We start from the raw sequence: 18,765 nt of genomic DNA, 5'->3' as shown, positions 1-18,765 counted from the left end.
TGCCCGGCCCTCAGCCTCACCACTTCACGCGAACGCCCACCCCTGCATTGACCGAGCTGCCCACGCGCGCCACGCCACCCGAAGCCCACTGCTTGCCGAGTTCGCCATACAGACTCGTGCGCTGGCTCAGTGCCAGCGTGAAGCCTGCGGCCAGTTCCGTGCTCGTGCCGCCGATCGGCGCGCCCACCGGCGTGATCGCCGCCGGGTTCACGAACCGGGCGATGTCGTTGCCCTTCGAGCTGCGATAGACGTTCAGGCGCGCATACGGCTGCAGCGTGCCCGCGCCCGTCGCGAAGCTGCCCTTGATGCGAACGCCCGCGCGTGCGGTCCAGCTGCTGTCGGCGTCCTGCTGCACCAGCGCACCGGGGATCGCCACGTCGTCCAGGCGCAGGCGCTGATGGATCAGCTGCAGCTGCGGCTCCACCGACCAGCCGCCCGTGCCCAGCGCGAAGGCCTTGCCGACCTCGATCGAGGCCAGGAAGCTGTTGCCCTTGCCCGTGACGCCGGCGCTCAGTTGCGGCTGCACCGTGTAGCGATGGCGGCCGGCTTGAAGCACGGTGTCTGCATAGAAGCCGTCGTCGCTGGTGAACGTGCCGTACAGGCCCAGGTACTGGCTGCGCAGGTCATTGCGACCCGCGGCGCCGTTCAGGAGACCGCTGCTGAAGCCGCTGACACGCGTGTCGCCCTCGAGCTGGCCCACGTAGATGCCCGCGCGCCAGTTCGCATTGGCCCACAGGTCGGTGCCGGCCTGCAGCCCGCTCACGCGGCCCTCGGCATGCGGCGAGACGGTGCCTCCCTGGCGGATGTCCATGTCGGTGGAGATCAGACGGCCCCAGGCGCGGCGGTTGCCGCCGTCGATGCTCGAGCTCGCACCGCCGCTGCCGCGTACGTCGTCGTCGCCGATGCGCTGGCTCAGGCTTGCGAGCATGCCGAGGTTGCTTTGGCGCAGCTGGTTCGGAAGTGCTGCGAAGAGGGAGGCTTCGGCGCGGTAGGTCGGCAGCGAGGCTCCGGGTTCTGCCTCGGTGCGCAGGTACCAGTTCTCGCCTTCACCACCCGCATCGCCTGCGTACAGGCGGTACTCGTAGGCACCGGCATCGACGCGGCCGCCCGAGAGCACGAAGGCGTCCTTGCTGGTTTGCGCGGTGGTGGTGGCGCCGTTCTTCGCGCTGATCAGCTCGATGCCCGCGCCGCTGGTGCGTGCGCCCAGGCCGCCTAGGTTGGTGACCTGCACTGTGGTCTTGCCACTCGCACTGGCCGATGCACCATCGAGCACCAGGCGGTCTGCGATGCCGGGGTTGTCGAGCTTGGCGCCGAGGCGCAGCACGCCGTTGTTGCCGACGTAGGGGCCGGTCAGCGTCAAGGTCGTGCCTGGGACGGTGCCGAGCAGGGAGACAGTGCCGGCGTTGGTCAGGCCGGCCATCTTCTGGCTGAAGCCGCCGAGGTCGAGCGTGGCGCCGCTGGCGACCACAGCGCTCGATGCGGCGCTGAAGGCGTTGGTCGCGCCGGCCTTCAGGGTGCCTGCTGCGATGCGGGTCTCTCCGCTATAGCTGGACGTGCCCGACAGCGTGAGCGTGCCTGCGCCGACCTTGACGAGCGAGCCCGTGGTGCCGGTGATGGCGCCCGAGATCGTGTTGTCCATGCCGAGCGCGCCGGTGGTCAGCGCCTTCGCGCCGAGCACTACATCGCCCGCGCCGCCAAGCGAGCCAATGCTCGTGCCCGTGGTCGTCAGATCGATGCGTACCTGTCCGCCCGCTGCGTTGATCACCGTGGCGCCTGCCGCGCTCGCGGTGTCTTGCAGACGCAAGGTGCCTGCATTGGCGATCGCGAGCTTGCCTGCGTCCGCCTTGCCGCCGAACTGCAGCGTGGCGCCCGAAGCGATGCTGGCGGGACCCGAGCCAAACGCACCCGTGGTGTCAGTCGTTAGCGTGCCCGCATCGACCAGCGTGCCGCCGCTGTAGCTGTTGGCGCTGCTCAAGGTCAAGATGCCCGTGCCGATCTTGCGCAGCTTGCCCGTGCCGCTCATCACGCCCGCATAGGTGCCGGCAGTCTTGCCCTGATCGAACGCGACTTCGGCGTTGTTGACGATATTGCCTTGCAGGCTCGTCGCACTGCCCTGCAGGACGCCGCCCTTCACCGTCGTGCCGCCCGTGTAGGTGTTCGTGCCACCGAGGATCAACCGGCCGGCATCCTCCTTCGAGATGCCGCCCGTGCCGCTGAGCGCCACATTGAGGGTCGCGGTCATGGTCGCACCCGCGGCCGTGCCATCACCCACGCGGATCACCGAGTTGGCGTTATCCACCACGATGCCATCACCCTGCACCACATAGCCATCGGTGGCGAACTGCGCACCGGCGATGCGCACCGCGCCGCCGGCCGCATCGACCGTCACGGTGCCAGCCTTGCCGCCGAACACCGCGAACTGGTTCTGCGCCCAGTTGCCGTTGAGCTTGCCGTCCATGTCGGCCCAGGCATCCATCGAGGGCTGCGGATTGCCCACGCGCCAGGTGCCCGATCCGCCGGCGATCTGGCCATCGTTGTACTTCGTGCTGTCGCCGCCATCCCAGAAGTTCAGCGACAGGCCCGCGCGGTTCACCAGGTTGACCTGGTTCGCCACCGAGGTCTGAACCTGCAGATCGGCTGCCTTGGCCGAGCCCGGCACCGTACCGATGTCCAGACCGTTGTCGGTGAAGCTGCCGCCGTAGCTCATCAAGCGATACAAGCCAGGCCCGAAGCTGCCGCCCGCCGACTGCGCGACGTTCAAGGTGCCATCGAGTTGCAGGTTGCCCGTCACGTTGATCAGGTCGTTGAGCGCGCCGCCAGGAACGCCGGCCTGGCCCAACTCGTAGTTGAGCGTGGAGCCGCCCGCGAGCGTGAGCGCACCGAGCGTCAGCGTGCCGGGGCTGTTGCCCGCAGCGAGGATGCCGCCCTTGTCGATGGTCACCGCGCCCGCGATGCTGCCACTGCCCGCGAGCGTCGCGCCCGCTTGCACCTGCACGGCACCCGTGCCCGTCGCACTGCCGCTCTTGTTGTTCACGCTCAGCGTGCCCGCGCCCACCGTGGTGCCGCCCGTATAGGTGTTCGCGCCCGTGAGCGTCAGCGTGCCAGCGCCCACCTTGACGACCGATCCGCCATTGCCGCTGATCGTGCCCGACAGCGTGGTGCTGTCGCCGCTCGCGCCCAGCGTGAGCGCCTTGGCGCCGAGCACGAACTCGCCCGCGCCGCTCAGCGAGCCGAAGCTCACGCCCGTGGTCGACTGGTCGATGCGCACCTGCGCGCCGGCCTGGTTGAGCACCGTGGCCTTGTCGGCCGTCGCGTCGTCCGCGAAGGCCAGCACACCGCCCGCGGCATTGGTGATCGTCGACGTGCCCGCGCTCGCCTTGTCCTGGAAGCGCACCGTGCCTTGGTTGCCGATGGCCGTGGTGCCGGCATCGAAGCCGCCACCCAGTTGCAGCGTGCCGCCCGAAGCCACGCTCGCCGCGCCGCTGCCGAGTGCACCGGTCACGTCGGTGGCCAAGGTGCCCGCGTCGACGAAGGTGCCGCCCGCGTAGCTGTTCACGCTGTTCAGCGTCAGCGTGCCCGCACCGATCTTGCGCAGCTTGCCCGTGCCGCTCATCGCGCCGGCATAGCTGCCGGTCTTGGCCTGGTCGAACACGACTTCCGCATCGTTGACGATGCCGCCTTGCAGGCTCGCCGTGTTGCCTTGCAGAACGCCGGCTTTCACGGTCGTGCCGCCGGTGTAGGTGTTGGTGCCGCCGAGGATCAGGCGACCCACGTCGTCCTTGACCAGGCCGCCCGCGCCGGTCAACGCCACATTCACGCTCGCGCTGCGCGTGGTATCGGTACCCGATCCATCGCCCACACGCACCACCGTGCCCGACGCACCCAGCTCGATCGCATCGCCCTGCAGCACATAGCCATCGGCCGCGAACTGCGCGCCGTTGATGCGCACCGTGCCGCCTGCGTTGCTGACCGTGACCGTGCCGCCCGTGCCGCTGAACACCGCGAACTGATCCTGCGCCCAGGCCGCGTTGATCTTGCCGTCGGCACCAGTCCAGCCGTCACCCGGCACGCCCACACGCCAGGTGCCCGTGCCGCCCGCGATCTTGCCGTCGTTGTATTTGGTGTTGTCGCCACCATCCCAGAAGTTCAGCGACAGGCCCGTGCGGTTCACCAGATTGACCTGCTTGGCCACCGAGGTCTGCACCTGAAGGTCCTTGGCCGCGATCGGCGCGCTGCCGATGTCCAGACCGTTGTCGGTCAGGCTGCCGGTGTAGTCGATGAGGCGATAGATGCCCGCGCCGAATACGCCGCCCTTCGATTGCGCCACATTGAGCGTGCCGTCGAGCTGCAGGTTGCCGTTGACCTGCACGCGGTCGTTGAGCGCGCCGCCGACCGTGTTGGCCTGGCCCAGGTCGTAGTTGAGCACCGCGCCTTCGGCGAGGTTCAGGCCGCCGAGCGTCAGCGTGCCGACGCCGCCGTTGCCCGCCGACAGGATGCCGCCCTTGGCGATGCTGACTGCGCCTGCGACGCTGCCATTGCCTGCGAGCGTTGCGCCGGACTGAACTTGCACGCCGCCAGTTCCTGTTGCGCTACCGCTCGCGTTGTTCACCGCCAGCGTCCCCGCGGCGATGGTGGTGCCGCCGGTATAGGTGTTCGCTCCGCTCAATTCGAGCGTGCCGCTGCCCACCTTGACGAGCGAACCACCCGCACCACTGATCGTGCCCGACACCGTCGTGCTGGTGTTCAACCCACCCGTGGTCAGCGCCTTCGCGCCCAGCAGCACGCTGCCCGCGCCTTCGAGCGAGCCGATGCCCACGCCCGCATTCGTCAGGTTGCCGATGCGCAGCCGCGCGCCCGCGTTGTTCACCACCGTGGCCTGGTCCGCGCTGACGCGGTCGAACAGGTCGATCAGGCCGCCACTCTCGTTGACGAAGCGCGCCTGTCCGGCGCTCGCATCGTCGAGCAGGTTGATCTGTCCGCCATCGAAGTTGGTGATCTGCGCCTTGCCTGCGTTCGCGTTGAACCACAGGGTGGTGATGCCGCCGCGGTTCTCGATCACCGCATTGCCCGCGCTCGAGGTATCGCGGAACTCGACCGTGGCGTCCTTGTTCGCCGTGATGGTCGCGCTGCCGGCCGAGCTGCTGTCGCTGAAGGCCAGGAAGCCGCCGTTGTCGGTCGGCGCACTGCCGCGCTGTGCCAAGGTGATCGCGAGCTTGCCCGCGTCGGCCTTGTCGGTGAAGGCCAGCGAGGCATTGCCCGCCACCGACACCGGCCCCGTGCCCAGCGCGCCCGTGACCAGTGCCTGCAGCGAACCCGCCGCCACTTCGGTGCCGCCCGCGTAGCCGTTGGCCGCACCGAGCTGCAGGGTGCCCGCGCCGGTCTTGCGCAGGCCGCCCGCGCCGCTGACCGCGCCATTGAGCGCGACGGTGCGGCTCAGGTCGATGTCGAAGGTGTTGCTGCCCGCGCCAAGGCTCACGGCGCGTGTGCTCGCGGTGTCGCCGGTCACGTGCAAGGTGGTGCCTTCGAGCGCGAGGCCACCGCTGGCCGCGCCGAGGTTGGCGTCCGATGCGATCTGCAGGATGCCGCCCTTGACGGTGGTGCCGCCGCTGTAGCTGTTGGCGCCCTCGAGCACCAGCGTGCCCAGGTCTTCCTTGACCAGGCCGCCCGTGCCGGTGAGCGACGACGCGATGGTCGCCGTCATGCCCGCGCTGGCCGCGGTGCCGTCACCCACGCGGACGGTGGTGGCCGCGTTGCCGAGTTGGAGCGCGTCACCCTGCACGCGGTAGCCGTCGGTGGCGAATTGCGCGCCGGCGATGCGCACGGTGCCGTTGCCGCCGTCCACGCTGACGATGCTGGCGCTGCCGCTGAAGACGGCGAACTGGTCCTGCACCCACGCGGCGTTGATCTTGCCGTCGGCGCCGGTCCAGCCGTCGCCCGGCACGCCCACGCGCCAGGTGCCGCTGCCGCCGGCGATCTGGCCGTCGTTGTACTTGCTCGGGTCGCCGCCATCCCAGAAGTTCAGCGACAGGCCCGCGCGGTTGACCAGGTTGACCTGCTTGGACACCGAGGTCTGCACCTGCAGGTCGGTCTTGGCGCCCGGCGCGGTGCCGATGTCCAGGCCGGCGTCGATCAGGCCGCCGGTGTAGCTGATGAGCCGGTACAGGCCCGCGCCGAAGCTGCCGCCCGTGGACTGCGCGACGTTGAGCGTGCCGTCCAGGCGCAGGTCGCCGTTGACGTTGACAAGGTCGTTGAGCGGACCGCCCACGGTGTTGGCCTGGCCGAGCTGGTAGTTGAGCACCGCGCCGTCGGCGAGGCTCAGGCCGCCCACCGTCAGCGTGCCGGGACCGCCGTTGCCTGCCGACAGCACGCCGCCCTTGGCGATGCTCACCGCGCCCGCGATGCTGCCGCTGCCCGCGAGCGTCGAGCCGCCCTGGATCTGTACCGCGCCCGTGCCGGTCGCGCTGCCGCTGGCGTTGTTCACGGCGAGCGTGCCCGCCGCGACAGTGGTACCGCCGGTGTAGGTGTTCGCGCCGCTCAGCGTGAGCGTGCCCGCGCCCACCTTGACGATGGAGCCGCCTACGCCCGGGCCGGGTACCCCGAAGGCACCACCCTTGTCGCTGACCGTGCCGGAGAGGGCATCGCTGGTGCCGAGGCCGCCGAGCGTGAGCCGCGTGGCGCCGAGCACCACGCCACCGGCGCCCGAGAGCGAGCCCAGTTCGACACCGGTCTTGGCGATCGAGCCCGACACGTCGACCACGCCGCCCGCGGCGTTGGAGATCGACCCACCCGCGCCCGAGGCACTTTCGGCGAAGTAGACGAGACCGCCCTTCGCGTTGCTGATCTTCGCGCTGCCGACGCTGGACGTGCCCAGGAAGCTCAGGGCGCTGTTGGCGCCATTGGCGATGGTTGCGCTGGCCGCGGTCGAGGCCTGCTGGAAGTAGACCGAGCCGCCCTGGTTGAAGATGGTGGCCGTGCCGGCGCTCGTGTTCTCGCCGAACAGCAGGTAGTTCGCCACTGGCGACTTCCAGTCCGTGCCATTGACCGTGATGGTCGCGTTGCCAGCGGTCGAGTTCGCGCTGAAGCTCAGGCGGTTGTTGCTGTCGGCCGTGCCGGCGCGCGCGATGGTGTAGCTGTTGCCGGCGGCGCTGGCGCTGGCCGAGTTGTAGAAGTACACCCACGTGTCGCTGCCCTGCTGCTGCACCGCGCCGCTGCCGAAGGCCCCGCTCGCGCCGACGCCGATGCTCGCGCCGCCCTGCACCACGGTGCCGCCGCTGTAGCTGTTGGCCGCCACCAGGCCGAGGTTGCCACCCTTGCCCGTGACGGTGAGCAGGCCGTTGCCGCTGATAGGACCGCCGAGGCCGAAGAGGCTGTTGCCCAGATCGATGGTGCCGCCGCCCGCGCCCAGCACGAGCGCGCGCGAAGCGAAAGACGGCGCAGAGCCGGCCGCGATGCGCAAGGTGCCGCCGTCGATCGCGAGCCCCGTGCCGAAGGCACCGAGGTTGTTGTCGGCCGAGATCTGCAGGATGCCGCCCTTGATGGTGGTGCCGCCCGTGTAGCTGTTGCTGCCGGTGAGCACCAGCGTGCCGCCATCGTCCTTGACCAGCCCGCCCGCGCCGCCGATCGAAGCGGCGATGGTCGCGGTCATGCCCGCGCTGGCGCCGGTGCCGTCACCCACGCGCACCACCGTCTGGGGGGCGCTGATGGTGAGCGGGTCGCCGTTGATGGTGTAGCCGTCGACCGCGAACTGCGCGCCGCCCAGGCGCACCGGCCCGAACCCGCCCTTGTTGTCGACCGTGACGGTGCCGGCCTGGCCGCTGAAGATCGCGAAGCCGTCCTGCACCCAGGTGCCGTTGGCCAGGCCGTTGGCGTCGGTCCAGTTGTCGCCGGGCACGCCCGCGCGCCAGGTACCCGAGCCGCCGGCGATCTTGCCGTCGTTGAAGTTGGCGCTGTTGCCGCCGTCCCAGAGGTTGAGCACCAGGCCATCGCTGTTGAGCAGGTTGACCTGGTTCGCGACCGAGGTCTGCACGGCGAGCTTGCCCGTGGGCGCGCTGCCGATGTCCAGGCCGTTGTCGGTCAGCGTCCCCGTGTAGTTGATGAGGCGGTACAGGCCCGCTCCGAACTTGCCGCCGGCGGTCTCGCTCACGTTGAGCGTGCCGTCGAGCTGCAGGTTGCCGTTGACGTTGATGAGGTCGTTGAGCGAGCCGCCGGCCACGCCGGCCTGGCCGAGTTGGTAGTTCAGCACCGAGCCCGCGCCCAGGTCGAGACTGCCCACGGTCAGCGTGCCTGCACCTCCGGCCACGCCCGCGTTGCCTGCCGACAGTGCGCCGCCATTGGCCACCGTGACCGCGCCCGCGATGCTGCCGCTGCCCGCGAGCGTCGCGCCCGACTGCACCTGCACCGCGCCCGTGCCGGTCGCGCTGCCTATCGCGTTGTTCACGCTGAGCGTGCCGGCCGCCACCGTGGTACCGCCGGTGTAGCTGTTGGCGCCGCTCAGCGCGAGCGTGCCGCTGCCCACCTTGACGATCGAGCCGCCCGTGCCCGAGCCCGGTTGCGTGAACACGCTGCCCTTGTCGCTGACGGCGCCCGAGATGGCATCGCTGGTGTTCAGCCCGCCCACGGTGAGCCGCGTGGCGCCGAGAACGACACCGCCCGCGCCCGAGAGCGAACCGAGTTCGACACCGGTCTTGGCGGTCGAGCCCGACACGTCGACCACGCCGCCCGCGGTGTTGCCGATCGTGGCACCCGCGCCCGAACTGCTGTCGGCGAAGTAGACCAGGCTGCCCTTCGCGTTGCTGATCTTCGCGTTGGCGGCCGTGGCCGAGCCAATGAAGCTCAAGAGGCTGTTGTTGCCATTGGCGATCGTCGCGCCACCGGCACTGCCGCTTTGCAGGAAGTAGACCGAGCCTCCCAGGTTGTTGATCGTGGCCGAGCCGGCGGTCGCGTTGTCGCCGAACTGCAGTGCATTGCCGGCCGGCGACTGCCAGCCCGAACCGTTGACCGTGATGTTCGCGCTGCCGCCCGTCGCGGTCTGCCCGAACGCGAGCCGGTTGTTGATGTCGCCCGTGGCCGCGCGCCCGACGCTGTAGCTGTTGCTGCCGGCGCTGGCCGAGCCCAGCAGGAACACGAAGGAACCGTTGCCCTGTTGCTGCACGGCGCCGCTGCCGAACACGCCGCTGGCAACCGTGGAGACGGTCACCGCGTCCTGCAGCACCGTGCCGCCGCTGTAGCTGTTGGCCGCCACCAGGCTGAAGCCGCCGCCCTTGCCCGTGACGGTGAGTTGCCCCTTGCCGCTGATGGGACCGCCCACCGCGAAGTTGCTGTTGCCGACATCGAGGGTGCCGCCGCCCGTGCCCAACGCCACCGTCCGCGGAACGAAGAGCGACCCGGAACCCGTGGCAATGCGCAGCGTGCCGCCATCGAGCGAGAGGCCCGTGCCCGCCGCGCCGAGGTTGTTGTCGGCCGAGATCTGCAGGATGCCGCCCTTGACCGTGGTGCCGCCCGCGTAGCTGTTGTTGCCGCCCAGTACCAGCGTGCCGCCGTCGTCCTTGACCAGCCCGCCCGCGCCGCCGATGGCCGCGTTGATGGTCGCGGTCATGCCCGCGCTGGCGGCCGTGCCGTCGCCCACGCGCACCACCGTCTGGGGTGCGCTGATCGTGAGCGGGTCGCCGTTGATGGTGTAGCCGTCGACCGCGAACTGCGCGCCGCCGATGCGCACCGCACCGCCCGCGCCCTTGTTGTCCACCGTGACGGTACCGGCCTGCCCGCTGAAGATGGCGACGCCATCCTGCTGCCAGCCGCCATTGAGCTGGCCGTCGATGCCGGTCCAGCTCGCGGTCGAGCCGCCCGCGCGCCAGGTGCCGCTGCCGCCCGCGACCTTGCCGTCGTTGAAGTTCGCAGGGTCGCTGCCGTCCCACAGCGTGAGCGTCACGCCTTCGCTGTTGACCAGGTTGACCTGGTTCGCCACCGCGGTCTGTATCTGGAGGTTCTTCGCGTCCGTCGGTGCGGTGCCGATGTCCAGGCCGTTGTCGGTCAGCGTGCCCGTGTAGTTGATGAGGCGGTACAGGCCCGCGCCGAACTTGCCGCCGGCGGTCTCGCTCACGTTGAGCGTGCCGTCGAGCTGCAGGTTGCCGTTGACGTCGATCAGGTCGTTGAGCGAGCCACCGGCCACGCCGGCCTGGCCGAGCTCGTAGTTCAGCACCGAGCCCGCATTCAGGCTGAGGCTGCCCAGGGTGAGCGTGCCGGCGCCGCCGTTGCCCGCCGACAGCACGCCGCCCTTGTCGACCGTGACGGCGCCCGCGATGCTGCCGGTGCCCGCGAGCGTCGCACCGGCCTGCACCTGCACGTCACCCGTGCCGGTCGCGCTGCCGCTCTTGTTGTTCACGCTCAACGTGCCCACGGCCACCGTCGTGCCGCCCGCATAGGTGCTGGCACCGGTGAGATCGAGGCTGCCGCTGCCCGCCTGCGTCAGGCTGCCGGACCCGCCGATGCTGCCGCCGAAGCTCACGGTGTCGGAACGATCGAAGGCCAGCTCGCCGTTGGCAACCACGTCGCCCGAGATGCTGCCCGCCGTGCCGCCGGCGCCGATCTGCAGCCGGGTGCCCGAGGCAATCGTGGTCGTGCCGCCCGGGACCCTCGTCGTCAGCGAGCCCGTCACCACCGCGCCGTTGCTCACGTCGAACGAGAGATTGTCGGCGGCGACCTTGCCGGTGATGCTCAGTGCCCGTCCATTGGCGAAGCTGAAATCGCCGGTACCGGGAACGCTGCCGGCGTCGAAATCGCCGAGGGTCGCGACCATGTTGGCGCCGGTCAGGTTGACGACGCCCACGGCGGTGCCGCTCAGGGTGTCGGCGACGATCGCGCCAGAACTCGTCTGCCCGATCGCGCCGGTCGAGAACAACACCGTGTCGGTCGCGCTCACCGTGCCGGAGATCGAGAGGTTGCTTCCCATCAGGTAGGTGCCGGCACCGCCGTCCACCTTGCCGGTGACGTTCAGCTGGAGACCGCTTTTCACGGTCAGGCCCTGCGCGCTGAAGTCGCCGAGGGTGCCGATCTGGTTGGCCTCGTTGGACAGCGTGACCGCGCCCGCGGCACTGCCGGTCAGCGTGCCCGCGGTGATCGTGCCGCTGGACTGCGCGATGCCCTGGCTGCTGTTCAGGCTCAAGGTGCCGGCCGTCTCGACATCGGCGGCCAATGCAATGCCGTCGCGACCGCCCAGCGTGACGTTGGCGCCGCGCACGGCGTTGCTGATGCCCAGTTGCCCGCCTTCCGCGGCGAGGACCACGTTGCCGGTGCCGGCATCGATGGCCTGGCTCGGCAGCACGAGCTGGCCGCCGGCGATCACCGAGACGCTGCCATTGGTGCCGTTGGTCAGCGAAGACACGGTGAGGTCGTTGCGGTCGCGGATGGCGATGCTGCTGCCCTGGAGGCTGACCGCGGCGCCGAAATCGTTGTTCGCATCGGTCAGCGCGATGGCGCCCGTGGCGCCGAAGCTGCTGGTGCCGACGACCGACAGCGAACCGGTCTGGGTGATCGCGCCGCCGCTCGTGAGAGCCAGCGTGCCGCCGACCGAGCCGTCGCCCAGCGTCAGGTCGGAGGCCGCGGCGATCGCGGTGTTGCCGCCGGCGATGCCCAATGCGCCGCCGAAGCTGTTCGTCGCTTCCGTCAGCGTGATGGTGCCCGTGCCTGCATTCAGCGTGGTGGTGCCGGCGACCGCCAGCGGACCGGACTGAACGATGGCGCCGTTGTTGCTCGTGGCATTGATCGAGGCTGCGCTTCCCTGGCCGAGCGAGAGCGCCCCGTTGCTGGTTGCGGTGAGGTCGCCGGTTGCGAGGTTGCCCAGCGTCAATGCGTTCGCGTCGGCAATCTCCGTCGACCCCCCGGTCAGATGCACCACGCCGCCGAAGTCGTTGCCCGCGTTGTTGAGCGTGATGGCGCCAGCGCCCCCCGAAGCGGAGACGGTGGTCGCGCCGACGACGCTGATCGCCCCGCCCTGGACGACGGCACCGCTTGCGCTGGTGGAATCGATCGATGCGGCACTGCCTTGCCCGAGCGACAGCGTGCCGCCGCTCACGGCCGTCAGCGCACCGGTCGCGATGTTGCCCAGCGTCAGGGAATTGGCGGCATTGATCTGCGTGGCGCCACCCGCGAGGTTGACGAAGCCGCGGAAGTCGTTGGCGTTGTTCGTGAGCGAGATCGCGCCACCGTTCGCCTGAATGCTCAGCGCCCCGCCACCGTCGATGGCGCCGGTCAGAGCGATGGCGGAGCCCGTGCTCGTGATGCTCCCCGTGTTGGCCCTGACCACCACGCTGCGCGCGCTCGTCAGATCGCCGGTCGATGCGAGCGTACCGCCATCGAGCACGAGCCTGCCCAAGCCGAGATTGGCGTCGCTGGCGACCTGCAGCACGCCATTGAGCACGACCGAGTCGCCCGTGTAGACGTTGTTGCCGCTGAGCACCAGCGTGGCGCCGCTGGCTTGCGTGAGGTCCCCGCCACCCGAGATCGCGCCCGAGAGTTGCACGCCGTTCGCGCCCGTGAAGATCAGCCCGCCGGTGCCCAGAACGACGTCGTTGGCGAGCGAGAGACCGGGTACCGCGGTTTCCAGCGCCCCGCCGTTCGAAGTGACCGTGCCCTTGCCCAGCGACAGCGCGTTGTCGACCACGGCGGTCGCCCCCGATCCCAGCGTCGCCTGGCTCACGCCCGAGGCGCCGTTCAACGTCCAGGTGCCGCTTTCGACATCGAGCTTGTTGAAATTGAGAAAGCTGCCGTTGGCGATGGTGCCCGTGAGCGACGTGCCCTGCCGCAGGCGCAGCGTGTTGTTGCCGCCCGAGCCGCCGTCGACCATGCCCGCGGCGGCGAAATTGACCGTGACGGCGCCGATGCCGAGATTGACCGCCGGAGCCACGCCCCCCGCCGCGTTGACCGACGAGTCGGTCGTCGCCACGAACTGGTTGGTGCTGTTGGCGCCGAGGGAGACGCTGCCATTCACGATGCCCGAATTGGTGAAGGTATTGCCCCCGGCCGAGGAGCCCAATCCGACGCGCCCGGTGATGGTGCCGGAATTGTCCACGTTCACCTGTCCACCGCCGTAGCCCACCATCACGCCTGCGTCGGGAGCGCTCAAGGTAGCCCCGATGATGGGGGACGTGGACAAGGTGCCCGTGTTGGTGATGTTCGATGTGCCTCCAGCCCCGTTCTGAATCGCCAGCGCCATGCCGGTCAGCCCCAACGACAGCCCCCGGGTCCCGCCGAGGATGCCGTTGTTGGTCACCGTCTGCGTGCTGGCCGTCGCGTTGCCCATGACCACGCCCGACGACAACACGCCCAGGCCCGTGCCCAGGAGGGTCGGATCGATCCGGCCGTTGTTGGTCAGCGTGTCGTTGGAGCCCGTGAGCGTCATCGCATTGCCGCCCACGCCCAGGAGCACGCCCACGCTGCCGCTCGGGTTCACCGTGACGTTCAGGTTATTGGAGCCATTGGCGAAGTTCGGCGCGAGCGGGTTGGCCGCCCCGCTGCAGGTCACGTTGCTGCCAGCGGTCGTGCATGCCGCCTGGGCGGGGAAGAAGCTCGTCGCGAACAGGGCAAGCGCCGCGCCCGCAACGGTGGTCGATACGCTGCGCTTGCCGCAGGACCGGGTCGTTTCCGGTACGGCGACCCAGCTACCAGTGGCTGCATTCCAGAGGCTTCTGAAGGCGATGTTCATGGGGATGTCTCGATGCCTTGTTGACGGTTAGAACGTTTTGACACAATTATGAATTGCACCGCAATGGTTCATAACTGTTAGTTCAGCTTTTCGTCAGTCTTGAGCGCGGGCCGTTGCAAAGAGAAAACAGTGCAGCCTTCCCTGGTCAGAACAGCCACGTTGGAGATCTTGGTTCCTGAAATCCGAATAAAGATGAAATCGGGAAACTTCGGGCGGCATCTGTTGTTATTGACCCGGCAAATGGCGGCTTTCTTCGGACGAGACACGCTCTTGCCGGCAGCACTTTCAAGGGTCGCGACCGCAGTTTTTTCCAAGCCGCTGCGTCGCGCCTTTCCTAAGCTTTGGCCACCTTCGTCCCAACCGCCATAGCCCATGTCATCCCAAAGCGACCTTTTCCACCGCCTGCATTCGGGCCCCGCCCCCCTGATCCTCGTCAACGCCTGGGACGCCGCCAGCGCCCGCGTCATCGAGCGCGCGGGCGCGAGCGCCATCGCCACCACCAGCGCGGGCATCGCGTGGTCGCTCGGCTATGCGGACGGCGAACGAATGCCCGCCGATGAGCTGGTCGCGGCCTGCGCGCGCATCCGCCGCGTGTCGCGCGTGCCGATGAGCGTGGACCTCGAACGCGGCTATGGCGACAGCACGCAGGCGGTGCGCGACGTGGCGGCCGCGCTCATCGACCTGGGCGTGGCCGGCATCAACATCGAAGACGGCACGCGGCCGGGCACGCGCGAGCTGGCGCCGCCCGAGGTGCTGTGCGAGCGCATCGCGGCGATCCGCGCGCTCGATGGGCGCTTCTTCATCAATGCGCGCACCGACACCCACATCGTCCCCTGGGACGACCCGGCGGCGCGCTTCGAGGAAACGCTGCGCCGCGCCACGCTCTGCGCGGCGGCGGGCGCGGACGGCATCTTCGTGCCCGGCCTGTCGAGCCCCGAGGAGATCGCGCGCCTGTCGCGCGCGCTCGCCCTGCCGGTGAACGTGTACGCGGGCTATGCGGGCGCGCCCACGGCCGAGACCCTCGCCCAGGCCGGCGCGCGCCGCATCAGCCTCGGCTGCGGTCCGCTGCAGGCGGCGCTGGGCCTGGTGGGCCAGCTCGCGAGCGAGGCCTTCGCGCAGGGTCGCTTCGATGCGATGGACGAACGCATGCCGTCGGTCGGCGATCTCAATGCGCTCTTTTCATCCATCGACTGAAAATTCATCTTTCATTAATGCGAATCACTCTCATTCAGTGCTATAGTCGAGCCAAGTCACCAACCAGCTTCATTGCGAAGCGACCACCGCCACCATGCAAGCTCTCCTCTCTCAAGGAAGCCAACCGTCCCCGTCGGGACTGACGAGCCACCGTCCGACCCTGCGCGTACGCCGCGCCGCGACGCCGCAGCCCGTCGCCCTGGCGGCCGAGGCCTTCGTGCACGCGCCGGTGCTCGCCGACGAAGTCGCTCGCGAAGCCGCGGCGCTCTCGACGGCCAGCCTCGACAGCGCGGCGCTGCTGCGCGGCCAGAAGGTGGTCGAGATCTCGCACAACGGATTCGTGTACAGGCTGCAGGCCACCAAGCTGGGCAAGCTCATCCTGACCAAGTAGTTTCAGTTTCATCGTGGGGCGACTCCGAGACTCAACGGTCTCCAAGGGTCGTTTTTTGCTAGCCATCGGTTCACCGGCCAGCCATGCATTTTTTTCCCACGCCGACGAACATCGACCGGACGCACGCGCATGGACGAGCACGCCGCCGCTCCCGACCTGAAGCAGACCGGGCTCAAGGCCACCCTGCCGCGCCTGAAGGTGCTGGACCTGTTCCGCACCAGCAAGCAGCGGCACATGGCGGCGGAAGACGTCTACCGCCAGCTGCTGGCCGAGCAGACCGACCTCGGCCTGGCCACCGTCTACCGTGTGCTGGCCCAGTTCGAGCAGACGGGCCTGCTCAAGAAGAGCCAGCTCGGCAACAACAAGGCCGTCTACGAACTCAACGACCGCGAACGCCACCACGGCCACCTGGTGTGCACCAAGACCGGCGACGTGCTCGAATTCTTCGACCCCGAGATCGAGAACCGCCTCAAGGTCATCGCGTCGGAGCTGGGCTTCGAGCTCTCCGACTACGTGGTCACGGCCTTCGGCGCGCGGCGTTAGCCGGCGCGGCCGCGCCCCGCGCGCGCCTCAGTGCGAGAAGCGCCGCGCCCCGCCATCGACGTGGATCACCTGGCCCGTGATGTAGCGCGCCAGCGGCGAACACAGGAACGCCACCAGCACCGACAGGTCCTCGGGCTCGCCGATATAGCCCGCGGGACAGTTCTCCTCCACCCAGCGCCGCTGCGCCTCCTCGGTCGGCAGCAGCTTGTGGTCGACCTGCTCGGAGTGGATGCGTCCCGGCGGAATCGAATTGATCGTGATGCCGTCCTTCGCGACGTGGCGCGACAGCGCCTTGGCCCAGATGTGCGTCGCGCCATTGGGCGGCACCGCGCCGTTGATCGCCACCGGCTCGTCCCCGCCCGTGATGTTCACGATGCGGCCGAAGCCGCGCGCGCGCATGTCGTCGATCAGCGCATGGGTCAGCTCGCGCGCCGCATGGAAGTTCAGCGCCATCGCGTCCTCCCATTGGCGCGCGGTGCCGAGTCCTTCGAAGGGCCGCGAGCCGCCCGCGTTGTTCACGAGGATGTCGGCGCTGCCGAAGGCTTCCAGCACCGCGGCGCGCACCACGGACGGCGTGTCGGGCTGCGTGATGTCGCAAGCCAGCACCAGCGGCCGTTCGAAGCCCTCGGCCGCGAGCGCGTCGGCGACCGCCTCGAGCCGTTCCCTGCCGCGCGCGACGATGGCCAGCCGGGCGCCCTCCTGGGCCAGCGAGCGCGCGATCGCGCGGCCCACGCCGATGCTCGCGCCGGTCACGATCGCGACCTTGTCGGAGAGTTTGAGATCCATGTTCGATGCACTCCTGTTGCGTTGATGAATGAATGGGTCAGGGCAGCCCCGCGACGCGCGTGCGCAGCGTGTAGACGCTGGTCGGCGAGGTGATGAACAGCGTGCGGCGGTCGGCATCGCCGAAGGCGAGGTTGGTGGCCGCCTCGGGCAGAGCGATGACGCCGAGCGGCCTGCCGTCGGGCGCGACGATCCACACGCCGCCCGGGCCCGTGAGCCAGAGGTTGCCGCGCGTGTCGACCTTCATGCCGTCGGTGATGCCCGGCGCCGGCTCGGCGCTCAGGTCGATCAGCACGCGTGCGTCGCCTAGCGTGCCGTCGGCGCGCACCTCGTAACGGCGCACCTTGCGGTCGTCGCTGCCGTCGACATACAGCAGCCGGTGGTCGGGCGAGAAGGCCAGGCCGTTGGGCGCGGCGATGTCGTCGACCAGCCGCGTGACCTTGCCGTCGCGCAGCATGAACACGCCCGCGCGCTCGAGCTCGCGCGTCGGATCCTTGTCGAGCTTCAGCAGGCCGCCGAACATGTCGGTGAAGTAGATCGAGCCGTCCTTGCGCACCACCAGATCGTTGGTGCCGCTGAAGCGCCGGCCCTCGAAGCGGTCGGCCAGCACCGTGCGGCGACCGTTGCGCTCGATGCGGTCGATGGAGCGTCCGGCCCAGGTCGCGATCAGCAGCCGGCCCTGCCGGTCGCGCGCCAGCCCGTTCGAGCCGCTGAGGTTGAACTGCTCGAAGCCCGCGTCCCCGGCATCGCGCAGGTTGTTGAACGGCATGCCGACGCGCCAGAGGTCGACGCCGCGGTAGCCGCTGCGCTCGAGGAACACGCTGGCCTTGCCGTCGCGGTCCAGCTTGTAGACCACGTTCGCGGGAATGTCGCTCACGAGCAGATGGCCGCCTTTCGCGTCGCCGATCCACAGCGGCCCCTCGGCGAAACCGAAGCCGGTCGCCAGGCGTTCCAGCGGCGCGTCGGCCGCGAGCAGCTCGGCGACGGCGGGGTCGCGCGCCTCGAGCTTCAGGGGCAGCGCGGTGCCGGCGCCGGCCTGCAGGCACAGCGCGCCGAAAGCCAGCACGGCGGCGATACGGAAGAAAGCGATGGTCGTCATGGCGGAAGAAGAAAGCGTCGTCGGGGGAGCCGCAGTATTCGGCAGCGCCGAATTGGAGACAATCGCGAGGATTTCAGTCCTGCCGTTTCCATTCGGAAACAATCCGACTTCTCGCTACTTTCGAGGTTTCCCGCCATGAGCGACCACCTTCCCGAACAGATGGCCGGCATCGCCGTGTTCGCCTGCGTCGTCGAGGCCCGCAGCTTCACCGGCGCCGCGCGCATGCTCGGCACCAGCAAGTCGGCCGTGAGCAAGCAGATCGCAAGGCTGGAAACGCTGCTCGACGTGCAGCTGCTGCGCCGCACCACGCGCAGCCTGAGCCCCACCGCCGCCGGCCAGACGCTGTACGACCGCACCGCCGAGGCGATCGCGCTGTGCCGCAGCGCGGGCGGCGAGGTCGCCTCGCTGCTGCAGCGGCCGATGGGCCTGTTGCGCGTCACGGCGCCGATGACGCTCGGGCGGCTGGTCGTCGCGCCCGCGCTGCCGGCCTTCCTCGAGGCCTATCCCGAGATGCGGGTGCAACTGGTGCTGCTCGACCGCTCGGTGGACCTGGCGGAAGAAGGCTTCGACATCGCGATCCGCACCACGCGCGAGCTGCCCGCGGGCGCGGTCGCGCGGCCGCTGGGCAGCACCGCGTACCTGCTGTGCGCGGCGCCCGGCTATCTATCGCGCGTGGCCGCGCCCGCCAGCCCCGAGGACCTGGCCACCCTCAACTGCCTGCGCTATGGCGAGGGCGAGACCCACCAGCTCTGGCGCTTCGATGGCGCCGACGGCCCGCGCGACGTGCGCGCCGTACGCGTGAGCGGCAACCTGCTCGTCAACAGCAGCGAGTCGCTGCGCGACGCGGTGCGCCAGGGGCTTGGCGTGGCGCTGCTGCCCGATTTCGTGGTCGACGAGGACCTGCGCCAGGGCCGCATCGTGCGGCTGCTGCCGGACTGGACCGTGCGCCCGCCCTTCGGCCCCACGATCTCGGCGGTGTGGCTGCCCGACCGGCAGCTGCCGCCGAAGATGCGTGTGTTCGTCGACTTCATGGTCGAGCGGCTGAGCCGCTGAGCG

The 18,765-nt window shown here is 69.5% G+C and carries 8 protein-coding genes; 4 read left to right on the top strand and 4 right to left on the bottom strand.

Going from position 1 to position 18,765, the window contains the following annotated elements; translation table 11 throughout:
- Positions 1–16: 16 nt before the first annotated feature.
- Both INQ48_41130 and INQ48_41125 read right to left on the bottom strand, forming a co-directional pair.
- Positions 17–13,699 (bottom strand): autotransporter-associated beta strand repeat-containing protein, encoded by a 13,683-nt coding sequence (locus INQ48_41130; GenBank protein QRF61767.1) that lies wholly within the window; start codon positions 13,697–13,699, stop codon positions 17–19.
- A gap of 77 nt (positions 13,700–13,776) precedes the next feature.
- A complete protein-coding gene (locus INQ48_41125) occupies positions 13,777–14,073 on the bottom strand; it encodes a hypothetical protein (GenBank protein ID QRF61766.1) in 297 nt (98 codons plus the stop codon).
- Here INQ48_41125 and INQ48_41120 point away from each other — a divergent pair.
- The 3 genes from INQ48_41120 to INQ48_41110 all read left to right on the top strand — a co-directional run bounded on the left by INQ48_41120 (position 14,072) and on the right by INQ48_41110 (position 15,827).
- On the top strand, positions 14,072–14,893 hold the full coding sequence (locus INQ48_41120) for an isocitrate lyase/phosphoenolpyruvate mutase family protein (protein ID QRF61765.1): 822 nt from the start codon (positions 14,072–14,074) through the stop codon (positions 14,891–14,893). The genes INQ48_41125 and INQ48_41120 overlap by 2 nt on opposite strands.
- A gap of 199 nt (positions 14,894–15,092) precedes the next feature.
- Positions 15,093–15,284, top strand: a complete 192-nt coding sequence (locus INQ48_41115; GenBank protein QRF63191.1) for a hemin uptake protein HemP — start codon at positions 15,093–15,095, stop codon at positions 15,282–15,284.
- Positions 15,285–15,413: 129 nt separating this feature from the next.
- Positions 15,414–15,827: a transcriptional repressor gene (locus tag INQ48_41110; protein QRF61764.1), complete on the top strand. Its 414-nt coding sequence runs from the start codon at positions 15,414–15,416 to the stop codon at positions 15,825–15,827.
- Between the two features lie 27 nt (positions 15,828–15,854).
- Here INQ48_41110 and INQ48_41105 read toward each other — a convergent pair whose 3' ends face one another.
- Together INQ48_41105 and INQ48_41100 are read right to left on the bottom strand one after the other, a co-directional pair.
- Positions 15,855–16,613 carry an SDR family oxidoreductase gene (locus tag INQ48_41105; protein QRF61763.1) on the bottom strand — a complete coding sequence of 253 codons (759 nt, stop codon included), beginning with the start codon at positions 16,611–16,613 and terminating at the stop codon, positions 15,855–15,857.
- Between the two features lie 37 nt (positions 16,614–16,650).
- On the bottom strand, positions 16,651–17,709 hold the full coding sequence (locus INQ48_41100; protein ID QRF61762.1) for an SMP-30/gluconolactonase/LRE family protein: 1,059 nt from the start codon (positions 17,707–17,709) through the stop codon (positions 16,651–16,653).
- 135 nt (positions 17,710–17,844) lie between these two features.
- On the opposite strand from INQ48_41100, the gene INQ48_41095 reads away from it, so the two are divergent.
- Complete coding sequence (locus tag INQ48_41095) at positions 17,845–18,762, top strand: LysR family transcriptional regulator (GenBank protein QRF61761.1); 918 nt, start codon at positions 17,845–17,847, stop codon at positions 18,760–18,762.
- Positions 18,763–18,765 lie beyond the last annotated feature (3 nt).

Source organism: Variovorax paradoxus, assembly GCA_016806145.1.
Classification (GTDB): domain Bacteria; phylum Pseudomonadota; class Gammaproteobacteria; order Burkholderiales; family Burkholderiaceae_C; genus Variovorax.
This window is presented reverse-complemented; position numbering and strand designations above follow the sequence as displayed.

Bases quoted from the DNA above. Each gene is read 5' to 3' on its own strand.
- INQ48_41120 (QRF61765.1), top strand. From the start codon at position 14,072: ATGTCATCCCAAAGCGACCTTTTCCACCGCCTGCATTCGGGCCCCGCC.
- INQ48_41125 (QRF61766.1), bottom strand. From the start codon at position 14,073: ATGGGCTATGGCGGTTGGGACGAAGGTGGCCAAAGCTTAGGAAAGGCG.
- INQ48_41110 (QRF61764.1), top strand. From the start codon at position 15,414: ATGGACGAGCACGCCGCCGCTCCCGACCTGAAGCAGACCGGGCTCAAG.
- INQ48_41105 (QRF61763.1), bottom strand. From the start codon at position 16,613: ATGGATCTCAAACTCTCCGACAAGGTCGCGATCGTGACCGGCGCGAGC.
- INQ48_41100 (QRF61762.1), bottom strand. From the start codon at position 17,709: ATGACGACCATCGCTTTCTTCCGTATCGCCGCCGTGCTGGCTTTCGGC.
- INQ48_41130 (QRF61767.1), bottom strand. From the start codon at position 13,699: ATGAACATCGCCTTCAGAAGCCTCTGGAATGCAGCCACTGGTAGCTGG.
- INQ48_41095 (QRF61761.1), top strand. From the start codon at position 17,845: ATGAGCGACCACCTTCCCGAACAGATGGCCGGCATCGCCGTGTTCGCC.